This is a genomic window from Moraxella sp., from assembly GCF_030525845.1.
Taxonomy (GTDB): Bacteria; Pseudomonadota; Gammaproteobacteria; order Pseudomonadales; family Moraxellaceae; genus Moraxella.
In genome coordinates this window covers 146,881-173,429 of the sequence record NZ_JAUNDY010000001.1, presented here as the reverse complement: position 1 = coordinate 173,429, position 26,549 = coordinate 146,881, and the positions used below count along the sequence as shown (strand labels likewise).

Annotated in this window: 27 protein-coding genes and 2 pseudogenes; 13 read left to right on the top strand and 16 right to left on the bottom strand. The window is 43.9% G+C overall.

Features of this window, described 5'->3' with window-relative positions; genetic code table 11:
* Positions 1-208: 208 nt before the first annotated feature.
* Positions 209-352: pseudogene (locus Q4B79_RS00870) on the bottom strand (integrase); the annotation flags it as partial.
* Positions 353-502: 150 nt separating this feature from the next.
* Between Q4B79_RS00870 and dusA the strand changes: the two are divergent.
* Positions 503-1,492 carry a tRNA dihydrouridine(20/20a) synthase DusA gene (gene dusA / locus Q4B79_RS00865; RefSeq protein ID WP_303084551.1) on the top strand — a complete coding sequence of 330 codons (990 nt, stop codon included), beginning with the start codon at positions 503-505 and terminating at the stop codon, positions 1,490-1,492.
* 13 nt (positions 1,493-1,505) lie between these two features.
* On the opposite strand, the gene Q4B79_RS00860 is transcribed toward dusA, so the two are convergent.
* Complete coding sequence (locus tag Q4B79_RS00860; RefSeq protein WP_303084550.1) at positions 1,506-2,303, bottom strand: inner membrane protein YpjD; 798 nt, start codon at positions 2,301-2,303, stop codon at positions 1,506-1,508.
* Between the two features lie 105 nt (positions 2,304-2,408).
* Here Q4B79_RS00860 and ffh point away from each other — a divergent pair, with 105 nt between their 5' ends.
* Positions 2,409-3,956 (top strand): signal recognition particle protein, encoded by a 1,548-nt coding sequence (gene ffh / locus Q4B79_RS00855; RefSeq protein WP_303084528.1) that lies wholly within the window; start codon positions 2,409-2,411, stop codon positions 3,954-3,956.
* Positions 3,957-4,042: 86 nt separating this feature from the next.
* Here ffh and pyrF read toward each other — a convergent pair whose 3' ends face one another.
* From pyrF to Q4B79_RS00825, 6 genes are all read right to left on the bottom strand, one after another.
* On the bottom strand, positions 4,043-4,741 hold the full coding sequence (pyrF, locus tag Q4B79_RS00850) for an orotidine-5'-phosphate decarboxylase (RefSeq protein ID WP_303084527.1): 699 nt from the start codon (positions 4,739-4,741) through the stop codon (positions 4,043-4,045).
* A 2-nt stretch (positions 4,742-4,743) separates the two neighbouring features.
* Positions 4,744-5,118, bottom strand: coding sequence for a LapA family protein (locus Q4B79_RS00845; RefSeq protein ID WP_303084526.1), 375 nt, complete (start codon positions 5,116-5,118; stop codon positions 4,744-4,746).
* Between the two features lie 8 nt (positions 5,119-5,126).
* Positions 5,127-5,447, bottom strand: a complete 321-nt coding sequence (locus Q4B79_RS00840) for an integration host factor subunit beta (protein WP_303084525.1) — start codon at positions 5,445-5,447, stop codon at positions 5,127-5,129.
* 213 nt (positions 5,448-5,660) lie between these two features.
* On the bottom strand, positions 5,661-7,331 hold the full coding sequence (rpsA, locus tag Q4B79_RS00835) for a 30S ribosomal protein S1 (protein WP_303084524.1): 1,671 nt from the start codon (positions 7,329-7,331) through the stop codon (positions 5,661-5,663).
* Positions 7,332-7,517: 186 nt separating this feature from the next.
* Positions 7,518-8,234, bottom strand: coding sequence for a (d)CMP kinase (gene cmk / locus Q4B79_RS00830; protein ID WP_303084523.1), 717 nt, complete (start codon positions 8,232-8,234; stop codon positions 7,518-7,520).
* A 37-nt stretch (positions 8,235-8,271) separates the two neighbouring features.
* A complete protein-coding gene (locus tag Q4B79_RS00825; protein WP_303084522.1) occupies positions 8,272-9,135 on the bottom strand; it encodes an EamA/RhaT family transporter in 864 nt (287 codons plus the stop codon).
* A 179-nt stretch (positions 9,136-9,314) separates the two neighbouring features.
* Here Q4B79_RS00825 and Q4B79_RS00820 point away from each other — a divergent pair, with 179 nt between their 5' ends.
* Positions 9,315-9,911 carry an META domain-containing protein gene (locus tag Q4B79_RS00820; RefSeq protein WP_303084521.1) on the top strand — a complete coding sequence of 199 codons (597 nt, stop codon included), beginning with the start codon at positions 9,315-9,317 and terminating at the stop codon, positions 9,909-9,911.
* A 31-nt stretch (positions 9,912-9,942) separates the two neighbouring features.
* Here Q4B79_RS00820 and Q4B79_RS00815 read toward each other — a convergent pair whose 3' ends face one another.
* From Q4B79_RS00815 to Q4B79_RS00805, 3 genes and pseudogenes are all read right to left on the bottom strand, one after another.
* Positions 9,943-10,938 carry a polyprenyl synthetase family protein gene (locus Q4B79_RS00815; protein ID WP_303084520.1) on the bottom strand — a complete coding sequence of 332 codons (996 nt, stop codon included), beginning with the start codon at positions 10,936-10,938 and terminating at the stop codon, positions 9,943-9,945.
* Positions 10,939-11,018: 80 nt separating this feature from the next.
* Positions 11,019-11,312: pseudogene (locus Q4B79_RS00810) on the bottom strand (type II toxin-antitoxin system RelE/ParE family toxin).
* On the bottom strand, positions 11,312-11,554 hold the full coding sequence (locus Q4B79_RS00805; RefSeq protein ID WP_303084519.1) for a type II toxin-antitoxin system RelB/DinJ family antitoxin: 243 nt from the start codon (positions 11,552-11,554) through the stop codon (positions 11,312-11,314). Before Q4B79_RS00805 ends, Q4B79_RS00810 begins: the two are co-directional and overlap by 1 nt.
* A gap of 248 nt (positions 11,555-11,802) precedes the next feature.
* On the opposite strand from Q4B79_RS00805, the gene Q4B79_RS00800 reads away from it, so the two are divergent.
* Positions 11,803-12,882 carry a 3-deoxy-7-phosphoheptulonate synthase gene (locus tag Q4B79_RS00800; RefSeq protein ID WP_303084518.1) on the top strand — a complete coding sequence of 360 codons (1,080 nt, stop codon included), beginning with the start codon at positions 11,803-11,805 and terminating at the stop codon, positions 12,880-12,882.
* Positions 12,883-12,940: 58 nt separating this feature from the next.
* Here Q4B79_RS00800 and Q4B79_RS00795 read toward each other — a convergent pair whose 3' ends face one another.
* The gene (locus Q4B79_RS00795; protein WP_303084517.1) at positions 12,941-13,510 is read right to left on the bottom strand and encodes a hypothetical protein; all 570 of its coding nucleotides are present in this window, start codon (positions 13,508-13,510) and stop codon (positions 12,941-12,943) included.
* A gap of 187 nt (positions 13,511-13,697) precedes the next feature.
* Between Q4B79_RS00795 and Q4B79_RS00790 the strand changes: the two genes are divergently transcribed.
* From Q4B79_RS00790 to fetB, 9 genes are all read left to right on the top strand, one after another.
* Positions 13,698-14,564 carry a DMT family transporter gene (locus Q4B79_RS00790; protein ID WP_303084516.1) on the top strand — a complete coding sequence of 289 codons (867 nt, stop codon included), beginning with the start codon at positions 13,698-13,700 and terminating at the stop codon, positions 14,562-14,564.
* 43 nt (positions 14,565-14,607) lie between these two features.
* On the top strand, positions 14,608-15,264 hold the full coding sequence (locus Q4B79_RS00785; protein ID WP_303084515.1) for a Smr/MutS family protein: 657 nt from the start codon (positions 14,608-14,610) through the stop codon (positions 15,262-15,264).
* A 214-nt stretch (positions 15,265-15,478) separates the two neighbouring features.
* Complete coding sequence (gene cysE / locus Q4B79_RS00780) at positions 15,479-16,294, top strand: serine O-acetyltransferase (protein WP_303084514.1); 816 nt, start codon at positions 15,479-15,481, stop codon at positions 16,292-16,294.
* A 62-nt stretch (positions 16,295-16,356) separates the two neighbouring features.
* Entirely contained in the window at positions 16,357-17,283 is a 927-nt protein-coding gene (prmA, locus tag Q4B79_RS00775; RefSeq protein WP_303084513.1) for a 50S ribosomal protein L11 methyltransferase, read from the top strand.
* A gap of 97 nt (positions 17,284-17,380) precedes the next feature.
* Complete coding sequence (locus tag Q4B79_RS00770; protein ID WP_303084512.1) at positions 17,381-18,433, top strand: DUF3426 domain-containing protein; 1,053 nt, start codon at positions 17,381-17,383, stop codon at positions 18,431-18,433.
* Positions 18,434-18,484: 51 nt separating this feature from the next.
* A complete protein-coding gene (gene fis, locus Q4B79_RS00765) occupies positions 18,485-18,754 on the top strand; it encodes a DNA-binding transcriptional regulator Fis (RefSeq protein ID WP_303084511.1) in 270 nt (89 codons plus the stop codon).
* Between the two features lie 61 nt (positions 18,755-18,815).
* Positions 18,816-20,408 carry a bifunctional phosphoribosylaminoimidazolecarboxamide formyltransferase/IMP cyclohydrolase gene (gene purH, locus Q4B79_RS00760; protein WP_303084510.1) on the top strand — a complete coding sequence of 531 codons (1,593 nt, stop codon included), beginning with the start codon at positions 18,816-18,818 and terminating at the stop codon, positions 20,406-20,408.
* 71 nt (positions 20,409-20,479) lie between these two features.
* Positions 20,480-21,151 carry an ATP-binding cassette domain-containing protein gene (locus tag Q4B79_RS00755; RefSeq protein ID WP_303084509.1) on the top strand — a complete coding sequence of 224 codons (672 nt, stop codon included), beginning with the start codon at positions 20,480-20,482 and terminating at the stop codon, positions 21,149-21,151.
* Positions 21,152-21,160: 9 nt separating this feature from the next.
* On the top strand, positions 21,161-21,931 hold the full coding sequence (gene fetB, locus Q4B79_RS00750) for an iron export ABC transporter permease subunit FetB (protein WP_303084508.1): 771 nt from the start codon (positions 21,161-21,163) through the stop codon (positions 21,929-21,931).
* 110 nt (positions 21,932-22,041) lie between these two features.
* Here fetB and tpx read toward each other — a convergent pair whose 3' ends face one another.
* The 4 genes from tpx to Q4B79_RS00730 all read right to left on the bottom strand — a co-directional run bounded on the left by tpx (position 22,042) and on the right by Q4B79_RS00730 (position 26,475).
* Positions 22,042-22,542, bottom strand: a complete 501-nt coding sequence (tpx, locus tag Q4B79_RS00745; protein WP_303084507.1) for a thiol peroxidase — start codon at positions 22,540-22,542, stop codon at positions 22,042-22,044.
* A 33-nt stretch (positions 22,543-22,575) separates the two neighbouring features.
* Complete coding sequence (locus tag Q4B79_RS00740; RefSeq protein WP_303084506.1) at positions 22,576-23,442, bottom strand: SDR family oxidoreductase; 867 nt, start codon at positions 23,440-23,442, stop codon at positions 22,576-22,578.
* Between the two features lie 121 nt (positions 23,443-23,563).
* Positions 23,564-24,526, bottom strand: coding sequence for a protease SohB (gene sohB / locus Q4B79_RS00735; RefSeq protein ID WP_303084505.1), 963 nt, complete (start codon positions 24,524-24,526; stop codon positions 23,564-23,566).
* A gap of 65 nt (positions 24,527-24,591) precedes the next feature.
* Complete coding sequence (locus Q4B79_RS00730; RefSeq protein WP_303084504.1) at positions 24,592-26,475, bottom strand: potassium/proton antiporter; 1,884 nt, start codon at positions 26,473-26,475, stop codon at positions 24,592-24,594.
* Positions 26,476-26,549: the final 74 nt, after the last annotated feature.

Sequence of the window (26,549 nt, the reverse complement as noted above, 5' to 3'; positions counted from 1 at the left end):
GGTGTCGTTAAACATCTTGAATGTAGATGGTAGACAGGATAGCACTAGGCGTGTTTTGGTGTAAAACGCTACTTTGTGGGTGCAGTAGCAAAGGTAATATTGTCATCCAAACCACTCGCCTGCACTTTCTACATACAATGTGGCAAGCTCGCCAAAAGACATGGACTTTTTAGGCAATTTTTGTAATAATGTAGAGTCGGTTTCTAGCTCGTTTTTTGAGCCAATTCTTAGCAAGTGTTTTATTACTAAACGTCTTTGACTCACTAAACTTCGTGCCGTCTTTGTTAATGCGGATTTCAGCACGATAACGGACTGTACCGTCTTTTTGCTTGCGTTCGCTAATCGTTCCCATGTGGTGTTCCTGTATCAAATTTACGCCATTAGACGATAAAAAATTTTGTGGCGTAAATGTGGCGTAATTATACCGACAAAAACGCACAAAAACAACCAAAAACGCATGAAAACCGACAAACATACAAACAACCCAAAGGCTTATCCACCAATGCTTTCCCTACAAAACGCTTTAAAATCAAATACCAAGAGAATTAGTGTCGCACCTATGATTGATTGGACGACTTCCCATCAAAGGACTTTTGCCCGTCTGTTAAATCCTTATACTTATCTATACACCGAGATGATTAGCACAGGGGCGATTTTGCAAGGCTATACCGACCATCATTTGCAATTTTTTGATAATGAACCGCCTGTGGTGTTGCAACTTGGTGGGAGTAACCCTGACAAGCTTGCCAAGTGTGCCAAGTTAGGGCAAGACTACGGCTACACCGAGATTAACTTAAATGTCGGTTGCCCCTCCGATCGTGTCCAGTTTAATAAGATTGGGGCGTGTCTGATGGCAGAAGCCCCCCTTGTGGCAGACTGCGTCAAAGCCATGCGAGACAGCGTCAATATCCCTGTTACCGTCAAACACCGCATTGGCATTGATGAGTTTGACAGTTATGAGTTTATGCGTGATTTTGTGGGTACGGTAGCGGATATGGGGTGCACGCATTTTATTGTGCATGCTCGCATTGCGATTTTAAATGGCTTATCCCCCAAAGAAAACCGAGAAATTCCACCCCTACGCTACGATGAGGTTTATCGCTTAAAACAAGAATTTCCCCAGCTTTTTATCGAAATTAATGGCGGAATCAAAACGCTTGACGAAATTACAACGCACTTAAATTGTGTGGACGGCGTGATGATTGGGCGAGAGGCTTACCACAACCCCATGCTTTTGGGTCAAATGATGAGTTTGTGGGGCGAAAGTGCACCAACCCACCGAGAAATTTTTGAGAAATTATTGGTACTATTGGCGGATTTTGAAAAATCGGGCGTGCCTTTGACTTTGGTCATGCGTCATTATTTAGGACTGTTTCAAGGACTGACAGGGGCAAGAAAATGGCGACAAGCCCTAAGCGGACAAAAACACCTTAGTCTTGATGATGTTAAAAAAGCAGGCGAGACAGTTTTATTATTAAATGAGCATTTATAACGGTTTTTGTAGTTTACCGATTTAAAATCAACTCCAAGACCGCCTTTGATCCCACAAAACCTATGGCGAGCAAAATAAACCCATAAATGGTAAAGTTGGAAGCTTTTTTGCCTCGCCACCCCCATCGATAATGCCCCATGATAAACACCCCAAACACCACCCACGACAACACACTAAACACCAGCTTATGTGCCACATGTTGAGCCATCACATCGTAAGTAAAAACAAGCCCCATACCAATGGCGACACTCAAAATCACAAAACCCATGAGTATCATGTCAAATAACAAGCCTTCCATGCTTTGAAGTGATGGCAGTTTTGCCACCCAAAAACGATTGATGGTTTGATGTTTAAGTTCACGGATTTGTAATTTTAAAATCAATGCCTGAACACACGCCATCAGTAGCACGCAATATGCCCCAAAGGACAGCAAGATGTGGATTTGTAAACCCAAATTCATGTTGGTTAGAGGCTGATATGGTGCATGCCCAAACTGCCCAAAGCTCATACCCACCAACGCCGTTGGCACAGCAAGCACGCCCAAACTTAAAATAGGGCGATACAAGCTAAACAACACAAAAAACAGTGAACAAAATAACCCAATCAAGCTCAACGCATTAAAAATGTTAAAGTTTAGACCATAAGGCGTGATAATCTGCGGTGTCAGCAAATAGCCATGCAAGACAATGGCAACCAGCAATGCCGATAGTGTCATCATTCTTAAAATTGGCTGATTTTTAATCAATGCATAATACAAATGCAGACCCACACCTGCATAAATCAGCATGCCAACCACATACACAGCAAACACAACTACCTCTTTATCATAAAATTGGTACAAAATATGCAATAATAATAGCATAATTTTTCAATTTATCATAAAATAACCTAAATTTTCTTTAATTTTGGAATTGCTATGTTTGACACCTTAACCGAACGACTCTCTGGCTCGCTACATAAGCTTGCTGGACAAAGCACCCTGACCGAAGATAACATCAAAGACACGTTGCGTGAAGTACGCATGGCACTTTTAGAGGCGGACGTTGCCCTGCCTGTGGCTCGTGATTTTGTCGCCAAAGTAAAAGCACAGGCGCTCGGTCAAGAGGTGCTAAAAGAACTTGCACCGGGTCAGGCTTTCGTCAAAATCGTCTATGACGAGCTTACCGAGATGATGGGTAGTGCCAACCAAGCCCTAGAAATGACAGGTAAACCGCCTGTGGTTTATCTGCTAGCAGGTTTGCAAGGGGCGGGTAAGACCACCACTGCAGGTAAGCTGGCTAAATTTTTGCAAGACAAACAAGGCAAAAAAGTCATGCTCGTCTCAGCGGACGTGTACCGCCCTGCTGCCATCAATCAACTTGAATTTGTCGCAAGCCAAGTTGGAGCAATGTTCGTGCCGTCAAGCGTGGACGAAAAACCCATTGACATCGCAAACCGTGCCATTGAACAAGCCAAAATCCAATTTGCTGACATTCTCATCATTGACACCGCAGGTCGCCTAGCGATTGATGAGGAGATGATGACCGAAATCAAAGAGCTGACCGAAGCCGTCAACCCCACCGAGACTCTATTTGTCGTGGACTCTATGACAGGTCAAGATGCCGCCAACACTGCCAAAGCCTTTAACGATGCCCTACCCTTGACAGGTGTGATTTTAACCAAAACGGACGGGGACGCTCGTGGTGGTGCAGCGTTGTCGGTGCGTGTCATTACGGGTAAACCCATTAAATTTTTGGGTCGTGGCGAAAAATTAGAAGCCCTAGAACTTTTCCACCCTGAGCGTATCGCCCAGCGTATCTTGGGTATGGGCGACGTGCTTAGTTTGGTGGAAGAGGTTGAAAACAAAATCGACCGTGAACAAGCCGAACGCATGGCTCAAAAAATCCAAAAAGGTGGCGAGTTCGACCTTGATGACCTGCTTACCCAATTTCAACAAATGAAAAACATGGGAGGCATGGCAGGATTTTTGGACAAAATGCCGGGCATGAGCGGAGCAAACATCCAAGAAGCCCTAGCACAAGCCAAGCCTGAGGAAAAGGTCAAGCAAATGGAAGCACTCATTCACTCCATGACCCCCTTTGAACGCCAAAACCCTGACAAAATCACCCCCAGTCGTAAACGCCGTATTGCCGCTGGCTCTGGCAAACAAATCCAAGATGTCAATGCCCTACTAAAACAGCATAAACAAATGGCAAAAATGATGAAAATGATTAGCCGTCCTGACGGCATCGAAAAAATGATGAGAGCGGTACAAGGTCTTACCAAAGGCATGAGTGGAGGCGGTCCATTGTTTGGTGGCAATAAACAGCAAGATTTCGCCAAAATGACCAATGAAATTCATGAAATGGGACTTGACCCAAGCACCATCAATTTGGGCATGAGCGAAGAGCAAGTTCGCCAAAAAATGAACGAGTTACAAAACGCCCAAAATGCCTTAGGCGGCAAGTTTAAAAAGCGTTTTTAATCTTCATAAACCAAAGCCCTGATAAATGTCAGGGCTTTTTAATTTAACATGATTGAAATTGCACATTTAGAGTACTGGCACATCTCTTAAATTATGGTTAAGATTTCTCTTAATTTTTGGTTGGGGTTATTTGCACCAGTAATAGAACGCCCAATAACCAAATAGTCCGAACCATTGCTCAATGCCTCACAAGGCGTGCAGACACGTTTTTGGTCGTTTTTATCATCATTAGACAAGCGAATGCCAGGCGTTACCAATTTAAAATCCGACCCAAATGTCTCTTTTAATTTTTTGGCTTCTTGTGCCGAACAGACGACACCGTCCAACCCTGCACGATGTGCTAGACCTGCCAAACGAAGCACGTGCTCCTCCAATGAGCCATGCACCCCTAGTTCCAATAACGTATTTTGTGTCATGGAGGTTAGCACCGTAACAGCAATCAGTAGCGTGCGATAATCTCCCTCGTCCAGTCTACGGCGACACAAAGCCATCGCCTCAGAACCGATGGAGGCATGCACATTAACCATCCACACACCCAAATCTGCCGCTGCCAAAACCGCCTGAGCGGTTGTATTGGGAATATCGTGGAACTTTAAGTCCAAAAACACCTCAAAACCACGCTGATGAAATGAGCGAACCACTTCTACGCCACATGCAGTAAATAGCTCTTTGCCCACTTTTAGACGGCACAATGCAGGGTCTAATTCATCAGCCAGTGCCAATGCCGATGATAAATCATGCTTATCCACAGCCACAACGATGGGCGATTTTAGAGACTCATGCATGTTTACAACCTCTCTTCGTGAGTAGACGACACAGAACTGTCTGTTTGAATATTTGAAGTCTCATCAGTAAGTATGTGAGAATTTCGAGAGTGTTCAATAACGATGTTTGCCTCATTGAGTTTTGCCTGTAATTCTGCCTTTTCTTTTTGAAGGCGACGAATTTCAAGTTTATTTTGCAGCACTCTAAACAGCAACAAGGACAACAAAATACCAATCAATACACCCAGTACGATACTAACAATCAACAACAAACCCAAATTGGTGGTCGGCACTTGCAAAAAAAGTAGATTAACAGCAATTTCACTGTTGTTGGCAAGCACCAATGCGATGGCATACCCAAAAAATACCATCAACAAAACCGTAATAAATAAAAACATTATCTTACCTACCCTGCCACATCAACCAATTCACGCAATGCCTTACCAGGTTTAAAATGAGGTACAGCCTTTGCATCTACGTCCACATATTCTCCCGTTTTGGGATTTCTGGCTCTGCGTGCATCACGATGGTGTAGACAAAAACTACCAAAGCCTCTAATCTCCACCCTTTCATTTTTGGAGATGCTATACGTCATCATGTCCAAGATTTCACGCACCGCCTCATCAACCACCGCCTCTTCTAAATTTTCACATCGATGAACGACATTAGCTATTAAATCCGACTTTTTTAAAATCAAAGATTTGCTGTCATGCTCTGCTGTTTGCATTGTATTCTCCAAAACCATTTCAACAAGGTACGGTATTGAGCATAAATTACAGTGAATACGTACACCACAATAACCTGCTTTGTTTTATAAGAGCTACTTTAAGACTCAAATAATACCGCAATTTTTGTAAAATTAAAACCAATTTTTTGTCATTTATTACTCATTTAAAAAAAGACCTTGAATTCCTCCAAGGTCTTTTTGTTTAGTTGCCAATTAACCTTTTAGTTGATCAGCGAAAATGTCGCCTAAGGTTTTTGGTTGATTTTCTGTGGCAACACTAGAAAGCTCTTTAATGGCTTGACGTTCATCAGCTTCATCTTTTGCTTTGATAGACAAAGTGATGGTACGAGCTTTGCGATCGGCACGGACGATTTTGGCTTCCACTTCATCGCCAACGTTTAGTACTTTTGAGGCGTCTTCAGTACGTTCACGAGCGATGTCAGCAGCAGCTAGATAGCCTTCCACATCATCTGCCAAAGAAATTACGGCACCTTTGGCATCAACTTCTTTAACAGTACCTTTAACAATAGCACCACGCTCATTGGTCGCCAAGTATTCGCCAAAAGAGTCAGAGCTTAGTTGTTTAATACCCAAGCTGATACGATTGGCTTCTGCATCTACTTGTAGAACTTGTGCTTCTACGGTGTCGCCTTTGGTATAGCTACGGATAGCCTCTTCGCCATTTTCAGTCCAAGAGATGTCAGACAAGTGCACCAAACCATCAATACCGCCTTCTAGACCAATGAATAGACCAAAGTCAGTAATTGATTTGATGGTACCAGTGATTTTGTCACCTTTTGAGTATTTTTTATCAAACTCTTCCCATGGGTTTGCCATAGTTTGTTTGATGCCCAAGCTGATACGACGACGCTCGCCATCGATTTCTAGAACCATCACGTTTACTTCGTCGCCCACTTGAACAACTTTTGATGGGTGAATGTTTTTGTTGGTGTGATCCATTTCAGAAACGTGCACCAAGCCTTCAATGCCTTCGGCGATTTCAGCAAAACAGCCATAGTCGGTTAGGTTAGTAACACGAGCTTTGGTAATAGTACCTACTGGGTAGGTTTGCTCAACTTCGCTCCATGGGTCAGCACCTAGCTGTTTTAGACCCAAGCTTACACGGTTACGCTCACGGTCAAACTTCAATACTTTAACTTTAAGCTCTTGACCAACTTCTACCGCCTCTGATGGGTGCTTGATACGCTTCCAAGCCATGTCGGTAATGTGTAGCAAGCCGTCAATGCCGCCCAAATCAACAAACGCACCGTAGTCGGTTAGGTTCTTAACGATACCCACCACTTCCATACCTTCTTCTAGCTTGGCTAGTAGCTCATCACGCTCGGCACTGTTTTCAGCTTCCATAACGGCACGGCGAGACACCACGATGTTGTTGCGGATTTTGTCAATTTTAATAACTTTAAATTCTAGCTCTTTGCCTTCTAGGTGAGTAGTCTCACGGATAGGACGTACATCTACCAAAGAACCTGGCAGGAAAGCACGCACAGAGCCAATCTCAACAGTAAAGCCGCCTTTAACTTTTGAAGAGATTAGACCGGTAACAATTTCATCATTCTCATGAATTTGTTCAAGTGCACGCCAGCTTTCTTCACGCTTGGCTTTTTCACGAGAAAGCACTGTTTGACCCATGCCGTTATCAACTTTCTCAATCACTACGTCCACAGTGTCGCCCAAAGCTACTTCAAGCTCGCCAGCTTCATTTAAAAATTCAGCACGCTCAATGATGCCCTCAGACTTCAATCCAGTGTCCACAGTAATCCAGTCGCTGTCAATAGCGACAACTTTACCTTGAATAACTGCACCGATTTCAACTTTTACTTCGTTTGCATTGCTTTGTTCAAACAGTTCAGCAAATGATACCATTTAATTTACCTTAAAAATAGCCGTAGCCTGTCTAGCCAGTACGGTTCACGTTGCGTGGACTTTGTCAAGAAGTGCTAGTTTTGGCTTGACAAGCCACAAAAAATCTTTGCGATTATAATACAAGTTTTGCAAATAAGCAAGGTTTAAAGTTTCAATTCACAAATAAATTGCATGTCCGTATTGCAATCACGCCATTTTTTCCTTGATAAATGCCACGCATTTGGCAAACACCTCATCAATGTTCATTTCTGAACTATCAACCATCAAGGCATCATCGGCAGGTTTTAGGGGGGCAACGGCACGGTTTTGGTCTTGTTCGTCCCGTGCGTTGATTTCTGCCAAAATCTTGTCATAATCGGCAATTTTTCCGTTATTTATCAACTGCTTAACACGGCGGTCAGCACGGGCAACACTACTTGCGGTCAAAAAAATCTTGGCAGTCGCCTCTGGAAAAATCACCGTCCCCATGTCTCGACCATCTGCCACCAGCCCTGAACGGCTTGCCATGTGTCGCTGAACATCGAGCAAGGCGGTGCGAACGCTTGGTAAAGTCGCCACCTTAGAGGCGTACGCCCCCACCGTCTCGGTGCGAATGTCGTCCGCCAAAGGCTTACCATCTATCACGATTTCCACCGTTTGGCGTTCTTTGTTAATCACAAAATCCAGCTGTAAAGATTGGGTTAATTCGGCAACTTTTGATTCAAAGTCATTGTCTGTTTTGCCATTTAAAATGTCATTGGTCAAAATGCCCTGTTTAAACGCAAGCAAACCCACAATGCGATATAAAGCACCACTATCTAGGAGATTAAAGCCAAAATGCTCGGCAAGACGATAAGCAATTGTGCCTTTGCCTGCACCACTTGGGCCATCAATGGTAATGACAGGATAAATTGATTTTGTCATAATAAACACCAAACAAAAGAGGTATTATAGCACTAAATCATTTCAAATAAAACAAACACCACACCGCACAAATGCCAAGTATGATACCCATGCCATTGATTTTGGAAATCTTTTCTTTAAAAATAAGTAGTCCCACAATCGCCCCCAAACAAATCACGCCAATATTCATGCCTGCAAATACTAAGGTGGGGTCATCTTTAAAGGCTTGGTGGGCTTTGATATAAAATAAGATATTGGCAAAGTTTAACGCCCCCAATATCACACCACTTGCCAAACTTTGGGGTTGCCACTTGGTTTTATTAACCAGCAAATAAACCAGCAATAACACGAATGCCAACACAAAGCTGATGAGTAGCGTACTGGGAAAGGCATTGCCCATTTTTGACATTTGTTTAAACAAAATATCAATCACGCCATAACCAACCCACACCCCCCCCCCAAAAATCAAGGCGGTGTTTTTTAGGCTAAGTTGTGATTGGCTTTGGGTGTGGGCAGGTTTATAAGTCAAAGCCACGAGCGAGCCAAAGGCAAGCACAATCCCCACACCTTTGGCAAGGGTCAAACTCTCGCCAAAAATGGTAAACGATGCCAAAATCGGCAAAAATAACGCCAAACGCTGTGCCACATCGGATTTGGCAATCCCCACCAGTGCCACCGCCTTTGCCATGATGACAAACACGCTGGGAAGCAAAATACCCAACGCCACAAAAATAAACGCCCCACTAGACACCACCTCACCGATGTTGTCAAAGTTTGGTTTGAGCAACAGCACACACAATGTAATGGCGGTAATGTAGTTCACCAAAATGGCTTGGTATATGTCTAGGTTTTTTTGGCGAGCGATTTTGAGAAAAACGGACACCAGCACGCTGGCACAAATGGCAAAAATCAAAAAAGTCATGATTGAAACATCTTGTTACAAATTGGCGTGATATTATAGCCATGATTGAGGCTTTGTCAAGGGTGGTGAAAGGATGTTCACCAAATCAACCAAGATTTCCACCCTTTTATCCAATTCTCCATTTGAAATCATCGATATGATGTGTGATAATAAATCATCAAACTTAACAAGGACACAGTATGATGAACATAAAAATTTCCATTCTTTTAGCCATAATGTTACTTTCTGCTTGCACCAACCACAATCAAAATTCAAAAAATACGATTGAAAATGATGTCAATATCGCAAATATTAGCAAAGACAACAATAATCCACCGCCAGCATTACCAACCAATGATGAATTATTAACTTCCTTAAAATCCAATGATTGGCAAAAATTAGCGTTAACTTATGAAAACATATCCAATCAATGGCGATTGATTGTGGTTAGTGATGCCAATTTTAACAACATAAATTTGCCAATTGTTAAAAAAGATGATTTTGTATTGACCTTTGAAAAAAGTGTAGAATTAAACAATTATTGGGTGCATATGCCCAATAATTGCAACACCATGAATGGTGAATTTATACTCACCAAAACAGGCATAAAAATTCAAGGCAACTTACCAACGACCGAAATTGCTTGCTCGCCACCACCCAAAGATTTAGATGACAACATTATCCATGATGTTATTTTAAATGGTGATTATGAAATTTATCAAACAGAACAACAACATATTTTAAAAATAACCCACAATCATCAATATTGGTTGTTTATCAAAAACACCAAATCATAAAAAACCACCATTTAACGGTGGTTTTTAACAATCATACCAGTCTTGCACTTGCCAGCTCGGTCAATTGATACAACGCTTGACGGTATTTGTTATCGGGTAATTTCATCAACGCACTTTGGGCAAGGGCGGTTTCGTCCAACGCTCGATTTTTGCAATAATCCAAAGCCCCACTTGACCGCACCAGCTCAATCAGCTCGCCTGCATTGTCGGTTTTGCCTGTTTGTACGGCAATTCTTAGGCGGTCGTAGTCGGGCGAGTTGGTATTTTTTAAAAATTCTAAGGTTTTGATGATTGGCAAAGTGGGCTTACCTTCTGCCAAATCATCGCCTAAGTTTTTACCCATCGTCTCGCTATCGCCCACAAAGTCCAGCACATCATCAATCATCTGAAAAGCATTGCCAAAATGCTGTCCAAAGTCCGACAAAGTCGCCAATAATTCTTTATCATCATGCTTGCCATGAAGTAGAGCCGAACCCACGCACGCCATCATAAAGAGCCGAGAAGTTTTGCCGTCAATGATTTGCAAATAATCACTCTCGGTGGTCTCAATGTTGTGCTGATGTTGTAATTGTAATACCTCTCCCTCAGCAATGTCGCAAGTACCGTCCGAAAAGAGTTTTAAGAGTGTCATGTCATTAAAACCCACCAAAAGGTTAAACGAGCGGGCAATCAAATAATCGCCCACCAGCACCGCAGTGGCATTATTCCAAGTGGCGTTGGCGGTCGGTCGCCCACGTCTCATGCCCGATTCGTCAATCACATCATCGTGCACGAGCGTGGCGGTGTGGAGCATTTCGGTGATTGCCCCAAGCTCCAAACTTTGCTGATTTTGCTTATCGTCAAGCAGGCGAGACACAAGGAGCGTCATCAACGGTCGCATGCGTTTGCCCCCTGCGTTAATGACATGGTCGGAGACTTTCATGATGAGCTGAACTTTGGAATTTAAAGAGCCAAAAACTTGCTTATCCATGACAGCAAAATCATCGGCAACAACGGACAAAATGTCAACATAAGTGGGCGTAGTCATTGTCATTCTCAAAATTAAAATTTCACTATGATAGCACATTTGGCAAAATTGGGCAAAATTTTGCTTGAAGTTTTACCACCTTAGGCTTGCTCGTCCGCACCCTTGCCAAGCCGTGCCTGAGCCAGCTCGTACACCGCCTTTTTCTCACGTTTGCCCACCACAATCACAAACACCTCAACCTGATAAACAAGGCGATAACCTGCTGAACGCAATTTGATTTTGTACAAATGGTGTTCGCCACTCAGACGGTTAGCGGTGATGTGCGGATTTTGCAAAATTTTGGTCAATTTCTTTTTGAATTGGGCTTTAATGGTGTCGCCTAATTTTTGCCATTCTTTGAATGCTCACTCGTCGAATTCCAGTGTGTACGTCATCACAGCTCGTCCAAATTCACTTGAATGCGTGGAGCAGGATTGGCAAGGCGTTCTTTGGCAAGTGCCAAAAGTTCGTCATCTTCGTCCGTCAAAACCACCGTTTTAAAGGGTAATTTTTTGTGATAAGCCACGTATTGCAAGGTCTGACGAATCAGCTCAGACGGCGTTACGCCAAGCTCTTGTAATGCCAAAAAAGATTCAGCCTTCAACTCATCATCAATGCGAGCCACGATGTTTGCCATGATTACACCTATTATCAATAAGTTTTTGTTAATAAAATTGTATATACAAATTATAATACATTTTGATAAAATTTGCAACACTTGCCAAACTTTTACGCATTTTTAACATAACCATAATTTATCAAATTTGACCAATCAATAACCAATTTTTACAATTTTTGCCATTTTTGGTGGATTTTGACTTGTCAAACGGTGCAAATCTGTGCATAATAGCCAAACCCACAAAACAACAAAACAAGGTAGGCATTATGTCATTTTTAACCCACCATACCGAAATTGATGACGTGAACATCGAAAGCATCACTCCGCTCATTACCCCTGCTGAATTAAAACGCACTTATCCATTATCAAGCCTTGCGTTTAGTACCGTATTGCACGGTCGCAAAGTCATTCAAGACATTTTGGACGGCGTTGACAAACGCATTTTGGTGGTCGTAGGACCTTGCTCCATTCATGACACGGTCGCCGCCCACGAATATGCTGATAAATTAAAAGTTTTGGCAGAAGAGCTCAAAAACGAGCTTTTTATCATCATGCGTGTCTATTTTGAAAAACCTCGTACCACCACAGGCTGGAAAGGTCTCATCAACGACCCAAACATGGACGACAGTTTTGACATTGAAAAGGGGCTTGGCATGGCTCGCAAGCTACTCCTTGAACTCAATGAAAAAGGCTTGCCCTGTGCCACCGAAGCTCTTGACCCCAACACCCCACAATACATGCAGGACTTGATTAGCTGGTCAGCCATCGGAGCAAGAACCACCGAATCCCAAACGCACCGTGAAATGTCAAGCGGTCTGTCTTGCCCTGTCGGTTTTAAAAACGGCACAGACGGCTCAATGACGGTGGCGGTCAATGCCATGCAAGCGGTCAAATCAGGGCATAGCTTTTTGGGTCTGTCATCAGACGGTCAAGTGTCCATCATCAAATCCAAAGGCAACAAATACGCTCACGTTGTCCTACGTGGTGGCAACGACCAGCCCAACTATGATGCCACCGCCATCGCTGCTGCCGAAAACGAGCTTGCCAAAGGCAAAACCAACGGTAAAATCATGGTGGACGCAAGCCACGCCAACTCAGGCAAAGACCCCTACTTACAACCTATGGTCATCGCCAACGTTGCCGAGCAAATCCAAAATGGCAACAAATCCATCATGGGTTTGATGATTGAAAGCCACCTTAAAGGCGGTCGCCAAAATATCCCTGCCGATTTATCACAATTAGAATATGGCAAATCGGTTACGGACGGCTGTTTGGATTGGGAAGCGACGGTAGAAGTGTTACGCCAATTTGCCAAAGATGTCAAAGAGCATTTGCCAAATCGTTAATATCATTCATACAGAAAAGGGATAAGTCATTATCCCTTTTTTATTTTGATAACACCATTTACACCAAGTATTTACCATCAATAATAACCATACCTTGATAGCTTGTGCCACTAATTTTGATTTTTAAGACAAGATAACCACCTGCGTCTTTGGGTGTTTCAAACCAAACTTTGGTGTGATTTTTTAAATCATCAAATTTAACATCATTAAGCCGTACTTCGTAATGATAACTATATAATCCACCCTGTAAATTAAATTCATCATTATCATAGTTTTTCACATCATAATCATCATCATTGGCATAAAGCATATGATATTCATCGTACTTATCATACCTTTTAAAGGATTTTCTACTTTGATGAATGTCATCAATCATCTCGCCAACCTCATCATAAGATTTGCCCAAATCATCTATCATAATCTCCAATTCCAAATCATAGCCTTCATCGTCCTTTTGATTGGGCAAATGTACGGTGCAAAAGAAAAATTGTTTTTGCATTTGACTTTGATGATAGCGAATGTCTACACTTTGAAATTTTAATTGTACATCATCAGGCAAACCCCCAATATCTCTGATTTTGATATTTTTGCGGTTCTTGGTAGGATAAGCATAATGGCGAATTGGCATAAATAACTCCATCAAACAAAAGGTAATGACATTTTATCAAAGTCTATCACTTAAAATGTAATCATTTGTTATTGATTTATTATTGTCCGAAAAGAAAATTTTAAACGCCGATTTTTAACCCAAAATTTACAATTTTTATACATAATAAAATCATGTTATAATGGGAAATTTATACCATTATTTTATCATGTCAAGCCCCACCAACCCCAATCAAGGCTCGTTTTTTGGCTCATTTTATATGGTCATCGCTTGCCTATCCTTTGCTCTCATGCTCGTGTTTGTCAAATTGGCTGGGCAAAAGTTTGCCATGCACACCTACGAAATCACCTTTTGGCGAGTACTGTTTTCGCTGGTGGTGTTGGGCGGATTTTCGTGGGCAAAGGGGCGAGATTTTCGCACGGCTTATCCCAAAGAACATTTTTGGCGGTCGCTCGCTGGCTCGGTCGCTCTGCTGATGAATTTTTATGTGGTGTTGCATTTGCCCCTTGCGATGGCAAGCACCCTACAAAATACATCCGCCTTGTTTTTGGGACTTTTGTCCATCATCATTTTAAAGCAAAAACCCTCGCCAATCAGCTGGGTATCACTAATCTTGGGTTTTATTGGTATCGTGATTTTATTAAAACCCAGCACAGGAGGCGACACTTTTGCCATGCTCATGGGACTGATGAGCGGAGCGATTAGTGGCTATGCCTATTTGCAAGTGCGAGAGTTGTCCTTGCTTGGCGAACCTGCGTGGCGGATTGTGTTTTATTTTTCGTTATTATCCACACTCATGTCTGGGGTGTTGGCGTTGTTTTTTGGTTTTACGCCCCTAAGTTTGGCAAGTTTGCCTTATGTTGTTGGCGTGGGCATTACCGCCCTAGCAGGGCAACTTTTGATGACTTATGCCTATCAAGTGGGGCAAAAATTTGTCGTAGCGACATTGTCTTATTTGGGCGTGGTGTTTGTGATTTTGTTTGGGGTAGTGCTGTTTGGCGAAGTGCTTGATGCATGGGCATTGGTTGGCATTGCCATCATCGTGGCAAGTGGCATCATCAGTGCGAAAAAATAATCCAAAAATCCGTACGTTATGTTAAAATTAAGCCAACATTTATTTGGATAATCCGATGAGTACTTTTAAAAATCTACTTTCCAAAGACGCCCAAAATCAGCTCAAAGAAATGAGCAAAAAGCCCAGCCCATCACCCAAAAAACCAATCATCAGCCAAAAAGAAATGGACGACCAAGCATTATTTGCACAGGCAATGCACGGCGTTACACCCCTACAACACAACCCCTCTGTCAGTCACCCCCAAAAAACCAACCCCAAAGACCCAAACGCCCTCTTTCGCCGAGCCAGTGCCGAAGGAGCAGAGCAAGTCCAGAGTGCCAAACTCTCTGACATGCAGGCTCTGCTAAACCCTGTGTCCGCCGAATCCTTTTTAAGTTACAAAAATCCCACCCTCCAAAACAAAGTCTTTGAGCAATTAAAACAAGGCAAGCTACGTTGGTATGATGCGGTTGATTTGCATGGTGCTAGTATTGACGACGCCAGAGAAGCGGTGCTTTTACTGATTAATAACGCCAAACAAAATGGCGAAACTGTGGTAAAAATCGTACACGGAAAAGGTACGGATGCTCTTTTAAAAACCTACGTCAACGGTTGGTTGCGCCAAATCAGTGATGTCATGGCGTTTGTGTCCGCCCCTCCCAAAGATGGCGGTAACGGTGCTGTATTGGTACTGATTAAAAAGAAAACCACCCCCAATTAAGCCTTTACTTCTTTTAAAATACAATCTGCCATTTTGGAGGGATAACTTGCCATTTACCTTTTGATAAATTTATTGTTTTTATGAGATTGGGGTTAGTATATTGGCGTCAGTTCAAAAGTATAGATTATGTTAAATAAATTTGCACTCGTCATGACAAGTGGTAAAATCATATTTTTGATGGTAAAATACCACACTAAATTCATTGGAAAACATCATGTCCATCATTCGCCGTCTAAAAAATTTGGTTCATGCCATCGATGATGATTTAACCGCCGTCTTGGAGCGAGACCCTGCCGCACGCCACAAGCCAGAGATTTTGCTTACCTATCCAGGAGTGCATGCACGCATTGCCCATCGTTTTTCACACGCACTATGGCAAGCCGACCACAAATTCTTAGCCCGCTCACTATCACACCTTACTCGTGTTGGTACAGGCATTGAGATTCACCCTGCCGCCAAGATTGGCAAACGCTTATTCATTGATCATGGCATGGGCGTTGTGATTGGCGAAACCGCTGAAATTGGTGATGATGTTACTTTATATCATGGGGTGACACTCGGTGGCGTTTCATGGGAAAAAGGTGCAAAACGCCACCCCACACTTGGCAATAATGTCGTGGTGGGAGCAGGAGCTAAGATTTTGGGGGGTTTTACGGTGGGCGATAATGCCAAAATCGGCTCAAATGCAGTCGTTGTCAAACCCGTCCCTGCAAATACCACGATGGTTGGCTCATCTGCTCGCATGATTGATAAAACCAAGCCAAACACCCCAAAAAGCCAAATCAATCCCCAAAGCGTTCAAGACATCAACTTTAACGCCTATGGACTAAGCCCTGACGCTAATGACCCCCTAACCACCAGTATCACCAAATTGTTGGTACACATCCAAGCCCAAGATGCTCGCATTGAGGAGTTACAAAACGTCATTTGTCGATTAGACCCCACTTTTTGCAAATCTCAACTTGATAATATTTGCAAGGACGATTTGGCAATATTAAAGGACGGCGATACCACCGACACCCCCATTTAACCGCCATTCTTACCAAATATGGCATTTTCACATTTTACCACGTATTTTGACAGGAAAATCTTATGGCATGGCAACAAATTCATCTACAACTCACCAAAGAGCAAGTCGAACTGGCAGAAGCCTTATTTTATGAAGCCGAAGCCGTTTCCATCTTGCTTGAAGATGCAGGTGATGAGCCACTTTTTGAACCGATGCCCAACGAAGAGCCACTTTGGTGCGATGTCGTTTTGACTGCCATTTTTGACACCAATACAGACAACCGTTTTGCCCAAACCAACTTTGAGAGCCTCGCCCAAGACATCAGTGCCGAAGTGGGAGCAAGCCGTGTGTGGCTATCCGTGCTTGATGACAAAGACTGGACACGAGAATGGATGACGCATTATAAGCCCGTCCCTTGTGCAGGCAATCTATGGATAGTCCCACAGTGGCTAGAAGCCCCCGATCCTACCGCCACCAACCTTATCTTAGACCCTGGTTTGGCATTTGGCACAGGTTATCATGCCACCACTCGTCTGTGCCTTGATTGGCTTACCGAGCAGGATTTGACGGACAAAGTAGTGATTGATTATGGTTGTGGCTCAGGTGTGCTAGGCGTGGGAGCGTTGCTACTTGGGGCAAAACAAGTGCTTGCGGTGGACATCGACCCCCAAGCTATTCTTGCTACTCGCCAAAACGCCAAACTAAATGGCGTAGAGGATAAAATTTTGGTATTCTTGCCCGAAGAATTTAAGGCTTATCAAGAAGAACACACCATCCAAGCCGACACCATTACCGCCAATATCTTAGCCAAACCACTCATTCATTTTGCTCCTTATTTTGCCACCCTGTTAAAGGACAAAGGCTCTATCGTGCTGGCAGGACTGATTGAAAATCAAGTGAGCGATGTGATGAATGCTTATCAAACGAGCTTTGATATGGACGCACCCTACCATTACGATAATGCCAACGACCATCACTGGTATCGTTTATCCGCCATTAAACGCAGTTAGACAAATTAAAATTGCCAAAATACCAACAATATCGTATAATTTTGGGAATTTCATTGGCTTTTTGTAAACAATTATCAAAAATCATTTTGGAAAAATCATGAGTAGTCAGACCCAATGCCCCAACTGCAACACAACCTATCCCATGCCAGTTGCCAAAATGGGCGACCCCAACGCACGTGCCAAGTGCGGTCGTTGTCAGCAGGTATTTTTCCTAAATGCCAATATCATCACACCTACGAACACAGCGCAAACAAGCTCTCAGCCACAACAACCCCAAGATGATCTCCCCGCTTCTGGTGTTTCTAGACGTAAACGCACCAAGCCTACACCCACAGAAGGCATGATTCATGACGAAATGGACGGAACAAACAATGCTCCAACCGATGTCTCGTCAGTAGCATTTTCTGATGATGAGCTTGATAATTTTCTTAATGAAGCCATTAGTGTTGCACCCAAGATTGCTAAAAGCACAAAAGACGAAATGGCGGATAACGAAGACGAGGCGTGGATTAAAAATCTGCTTGATGATAGCAAGCCTGTCAATACCTCACAAACAGTCAATACCGCCACTTCTCCTGTGATTAACAATGTGGATTTGAGTGCCGTCATTCCTGTGGCTGCTCCAAAAGCCAAAAAACCCATCAGCATCAAGCAGGTTACTTCTGATACGCCCACCGCCCAGCAAATTGCCACCAAAAAACCTTTGGGGACTCAGTTGCTGTGGTTATTTGGGTGTGTGATTTTGGTGGTTTTGCTAGGCGTGCAGTACGTTCTTTTCAATGTTGATAAAATCGCCAGAAATCCTGAAACCTCAGGGTTGGCTCATCTGTTGTGCGACATGACACCCTGCCAAATTCCCTCTGCGGACTTAAACAGCCTACACATAGAATCAACCCTACAAAACGGAAAGGATGTCATTATTTACATCAACAACAAAAGCAATACCGAGCAGTTATTCCCCTACCTGCTTGTACAACTAAAAGACGATAATGGTGCTGTCGTGGCGGACTTTGTGGCGGACACCAAAGACTATCTTAGTGAGTCACAAACCACCATTCTCGCCAATCAACGCAAACGCATCATGCTGTCGGCAAAGACCACTGCCAATGCCAAATCAGTAACTGTAAAACCGTTTTATCAACAGCCCTGATTTGGCTGTTTGCAACCAATTCTTGACACGGCACCGCAAAGAGGAATTGTTATGACAACATTCAACACATTTAGCCAAGAGCATAATCGAGGACACACCCCCTTATATCAAGAAGTGCAAACAGCTGTTGAAAATTATCTGTCTCACCTAAATGGCGAACGACCCACCAACATGTATGAGATTTTTTTGAGTGAGTTTGAAAAACCTCTACTCATTCACATCATGAAACACACTCGCAACAATCAATCCAAAGCAGCACAAATGCTTGGACTAAATCGTGGCACACTTCGCACAAAACTAAAAACTCATGGATTATTATAACCCCAGACCCGTCAAATGGCGGGTTTTCGTTTTATCATTGACCAACTCATAAGGTGCTTTTATGAAAAAATTCGCTCTACTTTCTGTCTCTGACAAGACAGGCATTGTAGAATTCGCCAAAGAATTATCCGCTCTAAACATTGAAATCCTCTCCACAGGCGGAACGTACAAGCTTCTAAAAAACAATGGACTTGCCGTCACCGAAGTATCTGAACACACGGGCTTTCCCGAAATGATGGACGGACGAGTCAAAACATTACACCCCAAAATTCACGGCGGTATTTTGGGCAGACGCGATATTGACGAAGCAGTCATGAGCGAACACAAAATCTCCCCCATTGACCTTGTGGTAGTCAATCTCTATCCCTTTGCTCAGACCATCGCCAAAACCGATGTTACCATGTCTGATGCCATCGAAAACATCGATATTGGTGGACCTGCAATGGTACGCTCCTCCGCCAAAAACCACAAATACGTTGGTATCATCACAAATCCAGCCGACTATAACACCGTCATTAATGAATTAAAGGCAGACGGCAAATTATCAGACAGCACCCGTTTTGATTTGGCGGTCAAAGCCTTTGAACACACCGCCCAATATGATGGCATGATAGCAAGCTTCTTGGGAGCAAGACTGCTTGAAAAAGGCGAAAATCTATCTGATGACGCAACCGCCAAAACAAAATTCCCACGCACTTTTAATGCTCAATTTACCAAAGCCCAAGATTTGCGTTATGGCGAAAATCCACACCAAACCGCAGGATTTTATGTGGAAAGTGGAGCAGTCGAAGCAAGCATTTCTACCTCCAAACAATTACAAGGCAAAGAATTATCTTATAACAACATCGCTGATACTGATGCAGCCCTAGAATGCGTCAAATCCTTTGCCAAGCCTGCTTGTGTGATTGTCAAGCATGCCAACCCATGCGGTGTGGCAGTATCTTTGGACGGCATTTTAGACGCTTACAACCTAGCTTATGCCACCGACCCAGAGTCTGCTTTTGGTGGCATTATCGCCTTTAACCGTGAACTTGACTGCGATACCGCCCAAACCATCATTGACCGTCAATTCGTGGAAGTCATCATCGCCCCAAGCGTGGCGGACGGTGTATCAGAAATCGTGGCAAGCAAAAAAAATATTCGTTTGCTTGTCTGTGGCGAATTACCAAAAATTAATGAGAGACAAGCTCAATTTGATTACAAGCGAGTTTGTGGCGGATTACTTGTGCAAGAGCAGGATTTAGGCATGATTGACAAGTCAGACCTAAAAGTCGTTACCGACATCGCCCCAACGGACGAACAGCTTGACGATTTAATCTTTGCATGGAAAGTTGCCAAATATGTCAAATCCAACGCCATCGTCTACGCCAAAAATCGTCAAACAGTTGGTATTGGAGCAGGTCAGATGAGCCGAGTGAACTCCGCTCGCATTGCAGGCATTAAAGCCGAGCATGCAGGACTAGAAGTGGTCGGTGCGGTCATGGCGTCAGATGCATTCTTCCCATTCCGTGATGGCATTGACAACGCAGCCCGTGCCGGCATCAAATGCATTATCCAACCCGGTGGTTCGGTTCGTGACGATGAAGTGATTGCTGCCGCCAATGAACATGGCATTGCAATGGTGTTCACAGGCATGCGTCATTTTAGACACTAAGCACCCTACCCACAAACAAAAACCGTGCAATGCGGTTTTTGTTTTATTTTATTAAACCATTTAAAATCCCCATGTCCCTACTCAGTGTTCATCATCTATCCCACCGTATTCAAGACCGACCTTTGTTGGAGAATATCTCCCTTAAACTGTATGCAGGGCAAAAAGTTGTCCTCGTTGGACGGTCTGGTTCTGGTAAATCGGTGCTGTTACAAGCTTTGGCAGATTTGTTACCTTTGGAAAAACCCATGCTTAATAGGATTATGTTAAATAATATACCCATCAGTCAAATCCCACCGCCAATCTACCGCACCCAAGTCGCCCTATTTCATCAAATTGCCAACCTGACGAGCGGTACGGTACTTGATAATCTAAAAGCTCCATTTGCCTTTAAATACCATCAAGACAAGATGTTTAACCCAAAATGGCATTTAGAAAAACTCAACAAACTTGGCAAAACTGAACAATTTTTAAACCAATCCATAGAAAATCTCTCAGGGGGCGAACGCCAACTTGTTAATTTTTTACGCACCTTACAATTTAACCCCGTCATTGCCCTATTTGACGAAATAACCTCCGCCCTTGACGATGAGACAGCTCATCGCTTGATACAACTGGTGCTAGATTGGCATGATGATAAAAAAGCCCTCGTTTGGGTAACGCACACCCCCACCGAACAACACACGCTGGGGGCAGAGTTATGGCGTATGGATGACGGCGTTTTGGACATGGTGTGTATGACTTAGGGGCGATTGATGACAATCACACTCACATTGGCGGATATCGCCTTAGCAAGCACCCTACTTGTCATCACAATTGGCGTGTCGGCTTATCTCAAACTTGGACTGATAAAAACGCTTATCATGGCAGGCATCAGAACCGTAGTACAGCTATCACTCATTGGGCTGATTTTAGCATGGGTGTTCGCTCGTGAAAGTGCGTGGCAAGTACTTAGCATACTCACCATCATGACGCTCATCGCCAGTATCTCTGCCAAAAACCGCGTCAAAAAACCCTATCAAGGCTTACTTTTTGACAGCATACTCTCGCTTGCTTTTGCTACAGGGGTTATTACGATGATTGCCATGACGATGATTTTTAGGGTATCATGGTATCAACCCCAATACATCGTACCGATTTTGGGGTTAATTTTGGGTAACTCGCTGACCGCCATCAGCCTAACCGCCAACGACCTCATCAACACCCTGCACGACAAACAGTCGTTGATAAAAACTCATCTGTCGCTCTCTGCCACCCCCTTTGAGGCGGTGCATGAATTTGTCAAATCCGCCATCTTGGCTGGGCTAACCCCCACCATCAATTCCATGCTCGTGGTGGGACTGGTGAGTCTACCCGGTATGATGACAGGGCAGATTTTGGCTGGGGCTAACCCCACCCAAGCGGTGCGTTATCAGATTGTTACCATGTTTTTGATTTGTGCAGGTAGTACGCTATCTTGCACATTATCCGCCCTATTGGTGGTTCGGCGGTTTTTTGATGAGCGAGGGAGGTTTGTTATTAAGTAGCATTCAACCCATGACACAACTTTGCTTATCTTATTTGATAAATAGAAACAAATGTATTATGTCAAATAAATTTATGAAAAATAAACCCCACTTTCATGGGGCTTATTTGATTAAAGTACGCTTAACGCACTTTCATAATCAGGCTCTTGTTTAATCTCTGGCACAAGCTCGCTGTGCAGTACTTTGTTGTCGCCATCAAGCGCAATGACCGCACGAGCGGTTAGCCCCGCCAACGCACCACTTACCATCGCCACGCCAAGATTTTTGGCAAAATCAGCATTTCTAAACGTCGACAAGGTTTTGACATTATCCAAACCTTCCGCCCCACAAAAGCGAGATTGAGCAAAAGGCAAATCCGCTGAAATGCAAAGCACAACGGTATTACCCAGACCAGACGCTTTTTGGTTAAACACACGCACCGATGTGGCACAAATGCCCGTATCAATGCTTGGGAAAATGTTCAAAATTTTGCGTTTGCCTGCAAAGTCGGACAATTTAACTTCCGATAAATCGCCTGCCACCAACGCAAAATCAGCAATAACATCGCCCACTCTGGGGAAATCGCCTGCCACTTCAACAGAGTTGCCAGCCAATGTAATTTGACCACTCATGTTAGCATTCCTTAAATTAAGTTGAAACAAGGTTTAAATAAATTTAGTGATCAGTTTTAATGGCAAATACTTCATGCCAAGCCCAATCGGCAACCATGGCCACGCTGGAACATACGCCTCATCGACTTTGGCTTCAATCGCCTTGACAATCACGTCCGCCCCTTCGTCCTCCTCGACCTCAAAGGGCAGATATTTTGCTCCGATATTAAGGTCGGTACGCACATAACCAGGGTAAATGGTGGAGACGGTGATGGGTAGTTTTTCTTTAATCATGTCAGCACGAATGCCTTCGGCAAGCCTAGCGAGTCCTGCTTTGGCGGCGGCGTAGGTGGTCAGATGTCTAGGCAAACCACGTACCGCTGACATGGAGGAGATGACCACCAGTTGTCCACTGTTTTGACGGCGAAAGATTTGCATGGCAGATTCGCACTGAGCAAGGGCGGAGATAAAGTTGGTCTCGGCAGTGGCTCGGTTGATGGCAAAACGCCCATGACCGATGACACGACTGTCGCCCACGCCTGCATTGACGATGATTTTATCAAGTACGCCACCACTTTCTTTGACATCTTGGGCGAACGCCTCAAAAACCGTAAACACATCGTCATAAACGGTAACGTCAAGGGTGCGGACATAAACTTTAATGCCAAATTCTTTTTCAAGGTCGGCTTTTAAATTTTCCAAACGCTCCAAACGTCTGGCACAAATCGCCAAATCATAACCCAGAAAGGCAAACTTACGAGCCATCATCGCCCCAAGTCCAGAACTTGCCCCTGTAATCAGTACCGTTTTGCCCTGACCGATGCCTCGAATGTCGCTTAAATCTTTGATTTTGTTAAAGCGATTGGCAATCACTCTGCCCAATTTGTCCGCTTTGGCGAAGGCTTCTTCTAATTTTTTCATAACGCACTCAATAATAACCATAAAAATGACAAATAGCGAACCACCAACGTCCGCTATTTTTGGGGTATTTTACACCAATTTTGTCATAATGATAAGCAAAATAATGTACACAACCACTCACTTACGGACGGTTGTATTTGGCAATCTGTTCACCGATAGATGATAGGGCTTGCCCTGCCATCTCGCCAACCTTGACACCCATTTGCTCAAAACCCAATTTTTCTGCCAATGTCGGTTTGGTGCGTGTATGCAAAACAAAAACCTCATGAGATTTCATCAAGTCAAGCACATAAGCATCAGAAGTACCAATCTCATCAATCAACCCCAGATCAAGAGCATCTTGCCCAAACCAAATCTCGCCTGTGGCGATTTTATCCACATCTAAACTTGGGCGATTTTTCTTGACAAAAGCCTTAAAGAGTTCGTGAATGCGGTCAATATCGGCTTGGTGCTTAATGCGGTCGTCATCGTCATTTTCGCCAAACATGGTAACAGTACGCTTGTACTCGCCTGCGGTAAACATCTCAAAATCGATGTCGTGTTTTTTGAGGAGTTTGTGAAAATTGGGAAGTTGACTAACCACGCCCACCGAACCAATGACCGCAAAATCACTGGCGATAATCTTATCTGCCACGCACGCCATCATATAGCCACCACTGGCTGAGACTTTATCCACGCACACCGTCAAACCAAGCCCTGCCTCTTTTATACGAGCCAATTGGGAGCTTGCCAAACCATAAGCACTGACCTGACCGCCGCCGCTCTCCAAACGCACCACCACCTCATCGCCTGCTTTGGCACTACTGATAATCACGCTAATCTCTTCACGCAAATGAGCCACCGCTGATGCCTTGATGTCGCCCTCAAAATCCAGCACAAAAATGCTTTTATTGGATTTTTGGGTGTCGTCTTTTTTGGTCTTGTCTTTGGCTTTTTTGCAAATTTTACCAAACAAGCCACATTTTTTGTCGTCTTTTTGGCTATTTTCTAACACAGATTTGAGTTGCTCGCCTCGTTTTTGCTGAGTTTTGTTAAGATGAACAATCTGCAACTCTGTGGGTTTTTTGGAGGAATGAAATAACATAATTTACCTTATTTAAATGCCTTATCTGCATGACATGGGGGCGATTTTATCAATTCAAAGTGTTTTTACTCTTTTTTAAGTGTGTTTTTTAGCCCTACACCACACAGCCTACCATGATCATCAATATCACGCACCACCAAAGACCAATGCTCATTTAGCTTGACCGTATCGCCCTTGACCATGTTGGTGCTAAAATGCGACAACATAAACTGTGCCACCGTCATGTCTTTGGCACATGCCAAACTCTCGATGAGTTCATCATCCACACCTGTCAGTACCGATGTGGGTTTGGGAGGTATTTGCACAGATAACTTACCCAGATTACCCAGTTTACCATCAAGTGCCTGTGCCACTGGGGTTAGCTTGGAAAATGTCGGTGTCGCACTCGCCATCGCCAACCGATAAAAAGGCAAATCTACGAGTTTCACATGGGGAGATAACAGCCAGTCGCCATAAAATTCACTGGTTTTTTGGTACTCTGACACTGAATTATTAAAAATCTTGGCAATCGCTGGGGCAACATCAGCACTCATGGCATACCACACCACATCGCCGACCTTTAATGTGGTATCATCATGAATGTCAACCAATCGATGATTGCGAACCAAAGCAAAGACGTTCACACCCTCCAAGTTTACCCTGCTAGAAATGCGCTTGGGGTGTCGCCCAATGGCAAATGCTCCTGCCTTAACCTCAAATTCATAAAGCGTGATATTGGCATTATCGCCCACCCAAATCTCATGTTCGGCTTTGGGTTCGGCATCGGTCGGTAACCACACCTTAAATAATTTTGCCATCAGAGGAATGGTCGCCCCTTGTGCCAACAGCGACAAAATCACGACGCCAAAAACAATATTAAAAGCAAGTCCAGCTCCTTTAACATCATTCATAATGGGTAAAATCGCAAGCGTAATCGGCACCGCCCCACGAAGTCCCACCCACGAAATAAAGCCAATTTCACGAGCATTAAAACCAAAAAGTTTCAGGCTGCTTGCCACCGCCAATGGGCGAGAAATGAACAACAAAAACAAGAAAATCAACAAAGAATAATGCCACATCTGCAAAATATGCGATGGCGTAACCAAAAGTCCAAGCACCACAAATAGCACCGCTTGCGAAAGCCACGCAAAACTGTCCATCACTCGCAAGACATGCTCGGTGGCACGCACTTTGGTATTACCAATCACCACGCCTGCCAGATAAATCGCCAAAAAGCCAGAGCCGCCCAAAAGATTGGTCAAGCTAAACACCGCTAAACCTGCTGACATGATGAGAATGGCGTACATGCCTTCCGCCAAATGCACTTTGGGGAGCAGTTTTGATAACCCCAATCCTGACATCAAACCAACCACCAACCCCACTACAATTTGGGTAAGTAGCATGACAAAGACACCGCTCACACTTTGGCTGGCAGGGTCAAGATTTAGAGCAATGAGCACCGTAACAAGTAAGATGGCAAGAGGGTCGTTTGCTCCCGACTCGATTTCAAGCGTGGCTTGGACACGGTCGTTAAGTTTCACCCCACCATTTCTAAGCAAACTAAACACCGCTGCCGCATCGGTACTACCCACAATCGCTGCCATTAACAGCCCAAGTCGCCAATCCACCCCCAAAAGATACGTAATGAACAGACCCAAACTCACAACGGTGGCAAGCACCCCCCATGTCGCTAGCGTGATGGCAGGTTTTAACCCCACACGAAACGATGTCAAAGATGTACGTAAGCCACCATCAAGCAAAATACACGCCAACGCCGCTTGACCGATGAAATTTACAAGCGAGTATTCGGCAAATTCAATACCTAGCACCCCCTCTTCACCAGCAAGCATACCCACACCCAAGAAAAACAGGAGTAATGGCACACCCAAGCGAGCCGACAGCGTGCTTGTCATAATACTGGCAAAAATCAGCAAAGCGGATACAAGATAGACGATATTTAAGGTATTCATGCGTGCGTAGTTTTCCCAGTGTTAATCATCAAAACAAAACTGATTTAAAAAGCTAATCCTATCACATCACGCTC